This window comes from Pseudomonas sp. NPDC089530 (assembly GCF_050280705.1).
Lineage (GTDB): Bacteria > Pseudomonadota > Gammaproteobacteria > Pseudomonadales > Pseudomonadaceae > Aquipseudomonas.
The window spans coordinates 1-4,211 of the sequence record NZ_JBNNVU010000174.1 but is presented as its reverse complement, the minus strand read 5'-3'; the positions used below and the strand labels follow the sequence as shown (position 1 = coordinate 4,211).

The window sequence follows — 4,211 nt, the reverse complement described above, 5'->3', positions numbered from 1 at the left end:
GTGCTCAGCTCGCTGAGCACCGGGTACTTGCGCGCCTCCAGCAGCAACTTGCTCAGGTCGCGGGCGGTGGACACGATATGGATCGACAGGTATCAAGGAACTGCTGCCGCTCAATCCGCTGTACAGCGAAGAGTTGAAGAACTACCTCAACCGCTTCAGCCCCAACGACCCGTCGCCGCTGACCGACTTCGCCGCTGCGCTGACCTCGGCCACCGGCAGCGAACTGCAGGAAGTGCTCGACTGCGTGCCGATGCTCAAGCGCATGGAAAAAGTCCTGCCGATGCTGCGCAAGGAAGTCGAGGTCGCGCGCCTGCAGAAAGAGATTTCCGCCGAGGTCAACCGCAAGATCGGCGAGCACCAACGCGAGTTCTTCCTCAAGGAACAGCTCAAGGTCATCCAGCAGGAGCTGGGCCTGACCAAAGACGATCGCAGCGCTGACATCGAACAATTCGAGCAGCGCCTGGAGGGCAAGGTGCTGCCGCCCCAGGCGCAGAAACGCATCGAGGAGGAGATGAACAAGCTGTCGATCCTCGAAACCGGCTCGCCGGAGTACGCGGTCACCCGCAACTACCTGGAGTGGGCCACCGCGGTGCCCTGGGGCGTGTACGGCGAAGACAAGCTCGACCTCAAGCACGCGCGCAAGGTGCTGGACCAGCACCACGCCGGGCTCGACGACATCAAGAGCCGGATTCTCGAATTCCTCGCGGTCGGCGCCTACAAGGGCGAGATCAGCGGTTCCATCGTGCTGCTGGTGGGCCCCCCCGGCGTGGGCAAGACCAGCGTCGGCAAATCCATCGCCGAGTCCCTGGGCCGGCCGTTCTATCGCTTCAGCGTCGGCGGCATGCGTGATGAAGCCGAGATCAAGGGCCACCGCCGCACCTACATCGGCGCCCTGCCGGGCAAGCTGGTGCAGGCGCTGAAAGACGTCGAAGTGATGAACCCGGTGATCATGCTCGACGAGATCGACAAGATGGGCCAGAGCTACCAGGGCGATCCGGCCTCGGCGCTGCTGGAGACCCTCGACCCGGAACAGAACGTGGAATTCCTCGACCATTACCTGGACCTGCGCCTGGACCTGTCGAAAGTGCTGTTCGTCTGCACCGCCAACACCCTGGACTCGATTCCCGGCCCGTTGCTGGACCGCATGGAAGTGATTCGCCTGTCGGGCTACATCACCGAGGAAAAACTGGCCATCGCCAAACGCCACCTGTGGCCCAAGCAGCTGGAAAAGGCCGGCGTGTCCAAGGCCAGCCTGAGCATCAGCGACGCGGCACTGCGCGCGGTGATCGAGGGCTACGCCCGCGAGGCCGGCGTGCGCCAGCTGGAAAAACAGCTGGGCAAACTGGTGCGCAAGGCCGTGGTGCGACTGCTGGAAGAACCGGACGCGGTGATCAAGCTCGGCCCCAAAGACCTGGAAGCCTCCCTGGGCATGCCGGTGTTCCGCAACGAGCAGGTGCTCAGCGGCACCGGGGTGATCACCGGCCTGGCCTGGACCAGCATGGGCGGCGCCACGCTGCCGATCGAAGCCACGCGGATCCATACCCTCAACCGGGGCTTCAAGCTCACCGGGCAACTGGGCGATGTGATGAAGGAGTCGGCGGAAATCGCCTACAGCTATGTCACCTCGCACCTCAAGCAGTTCGGCGGCGACGCCAAGTTCTTCGACGAGGCCTTCGTCCACCTGCACGTGCCGGAAGGCGCCACGCCCAAGGACGGCCCGAGCGCCGGGGTGACCATGGCCAGCGCCCTGCTGTCCCTGGCCCGCAGCCAGCCGCCGAAAAAAGGCGTGGCCATGACCGGCGAGCTGACCCTGACCGGGCACGTCCTGCCCATCGGCGGGGTGCGGGAGAAAGTCATCGCGGCGCGCCGGCAGAAGCTCTACGAGCTGATCCTGCCGGAAGCCAACCGCGGGCACTTCGAAGAGCTGCCGGACTACCTCAAGGAAGGCATCACCGTGCATTTCGCCAAGCGTTTCGCCGATGTGGCCAAGGTGCTGTTCTAAACCTGCCCCTGTAGGAGCGAGGCTTGCCCGCGATGAACGATGACGCGGCATCACAGAGACTCCGCGTCGTCTCTATCGCGAGCAAGCTTCGCTCCTACAACAGCCCTGCCCCGCCACACATTTCTCCATCTTCGGTTATGCTCGCCCTTTGCCATGACCGGAGCTTTCTGACCCATGTCGCCGATTCGTCTGTTTCTGCCCCTCAGCCTTGCCCTGCTGACCGCCTGCGCCAGCCAACCCAAGCAAAACGTCACGGTCGAGAACCAGAGCGAATGCCCCGTGCAACTGAGCAACGGGCAGAACCTGATCCTGACCCTGCCGAGCAACCCGACCACGGGCTATCGCTGGGCGATCCAGGACTCGGCCGGCGGCGTGTTGCGCAAGGTCAGCCCCGAGGTCTACAGCAACCCCGAAGACAGCGGCCTGGTGGGCAGCGGCGGTCAATCCACCTGGCGCTTCCAGGCGTTCGCCGCCGGCACCGGGCGCCTGGTGCTGACCTATCAGCAACCCTGGGCCCCGGAAGTCGCGCCGGTGAAAGCCTTCGACTGCACTATTTCGGTCAAATGACATGGGCTGGCTGATCCTGGCGCTGATGGGCGCGGCGACCTTCCTCTACGGCCTGAGCATCCACGCCACCCTGCTGTGCCTGCTGGTCAAGCCGCTGCCGGTGCTGGCCCTGCTCGGCTGGCTGCACGACGCGCCGCCCAGCGACTATCGCCGCTGGATCGGCCTCGGCCTGCTGTTCTCGCTGCTCGGCGACGTGCTGCTGGCCTGGCCCGCCGACCTGTTCGTGTTCGGCCTCGGGGCGTTCCTGATCGCCCACCTGGCCTACCTCAAGGCCTACACCAGCGATTGCCGGCGCCTGGCGCCGGCGCCCCTGCTGCTGGCCCTCGGGGCCGGGGCGGTGCTGCTGGGCATTCTGATCAGCCACAACCTCGGCCCACTGCTGGTGCCGGTGATCGTCTACGGCCTGGCCATCAGCGCCATGCTCTGGCGGGCCCTGGCGCGCCTGGGCGGCAGCGTGCCCAAGCGCTCGGCGCAACTGGCCGCGGCCGGCGCCCTGGCCTTCGTGTTCTCCGACAGCATCATCGGCATCAGTCGCTTCGTGGTGGCCTTCGATGCCGCGCCCTACCTGATCATCCTCAGCTACTGGCTGGGGCAATGGGGCATCGCCGCGTCGGCCTTCAGCCAGAAACCCCGCTGACCTGTAGCCGCTGCCGAGCTCCAGCGAGGCTGCGATCGAGGACACAGTCCTCGCCAAACCTGCCCATGTTTTTTGTCTGAAGGACCGCGGCGGTAGCTGCGCTACCGATCGCAGCCTCGCTAGGGCTCGGCAGCGGCTACAAAAGCCGGCGTATCCAGCCGCGCTTTATCAGACAGAACGCGCATCGCCGCGCCAACTTGGCTAAAATGCCGCCCCTCTTTCTATCTCCACCGCTGGAACCGCCGTGAGCAAAGAACCCGACCGCCTTTTCGCCCAGCCCCTGGCCCAGGTGCCAGACTTCGCCTTCAACGAGGATGTGGTGCGGGTGTTCCCGGACATGATCAAGCGCTCGGTGCCGGGTTACCCGACCATTGTCGAGAACCTCGGCGTGCTCGCCGCCCAGTTCGCCCAGCCGGGCAGCGTGCTCTACGACCTGGGTTCATCCCTCGGCGCGGTGACCCAGGCCCTGCGCCGCCACGTGCGCACCGACGGCTGCCGGGTGATCGCGGTGGATAACTCCACGGCCATGGTCGAGCGCTGCCGCGAGTACCTCAACGGCCAGGACTCGATGTTCCAGGAGCTGCTGCCGGTGCAGGTGATCGAAGGCGACATCCTGGCCCTGGAGTTCCAGCCGGCCTCGGTGGTGGCGCTGAACTTCACCCTGCAATTCATCGCCCCCGAACAGCGCCTGGCGCTGCTCGGGCGCATTCGCCAGGCGCTGCTGCCCGGCGGTGCGCTGATCCTCTCGGAGAAGCTGCGCTTCAACGACCCCGAGGAGCACGCGCTGCTCACCGACCTGCACATCGCCTTCAAGCGCGCCAACGGCTACAGCGAACTGGAAATCGCCCAGAAACGCAGCGCCATCGAAAACGTCATGAAGCCCGACAGCCTCGAAGAACACCGCGAACGCCTGCTGGCCGGCACCCTGCGCGACAACCTGACCTCCGGCGCGCGTTACGTCGAAGACGAACTGGTGTTGCAGGCCGCCGAACTGGCCGGCGTGCA

The 4,211-nt window shown here is 65.6% G+C and carries 3 protein-coding genes and 1 pseudogene; all 4 read left to right on the top strand.

All coding sequences use genetic code 11. From position 1 onward, the window contains the following. Nucleotides 1–91 precede the first annotated feature (91 nt). Nucleotides 92–2,002: pseudogene (gene lon, locus ACQKQA_RS29750) on the top strand (endopeptidase La); the annotation flags it as partial. 174 nt (nt 2,003–2,176) lie between these two features. Continuing rightward, the gene (locus ACQKQA_RS29745; RefSeq protein ID WP_427564735.1) at nt 2,177–2,569 is read left to right on the top strand and encodes a protease inhibitor I42 family protein; all 393 of its coding nucleotides are present in this window, start codon (nt 2,177–2,179) and stop codon (nt 2,567–2,569) included. Nucleotide 2,570: 1 nt separating this feature from the next. Beyond that, complete coding sequence (locus ACQKQA_RS29740; protein WP_427564734.1) at nt 2,571–3,206, top strand: lysoplasmalogenase; 636 nt, start codon at nt 2,571–2,573, stop codon at nt 3,204–3,206. A gap of 244 nt (nt 3,207–3,450) precedes the next feature. Then, nucleotides 3,451–4,211, top strand: a 761-nt coding sequence (cmoA, locus tag ACQKQA_RS29735) for a carboxy-S-adenosyl-L-methionine synthase CmoA (protein ID WP_427564733.1), incomplete at its 3' end; no start/stop codon positions are given.

Coding starts and splice junctions, on each gene's coding strand:
- ACQKQA_RS29745 (WP_427564735.1), top strand. CDS start 2,177: ATGTCGCCGATTCGTCTGTTTCTGCCCCTCAGCCTTGCCCTGCTGACC.
- ACQKQA_RS29740 (WP_427564734.1), top strand. CDS start 2,571: ATGGGCTGGCTGATCCTGGCGCTGATGGGCGCGGCGACCTTCCTCTAC.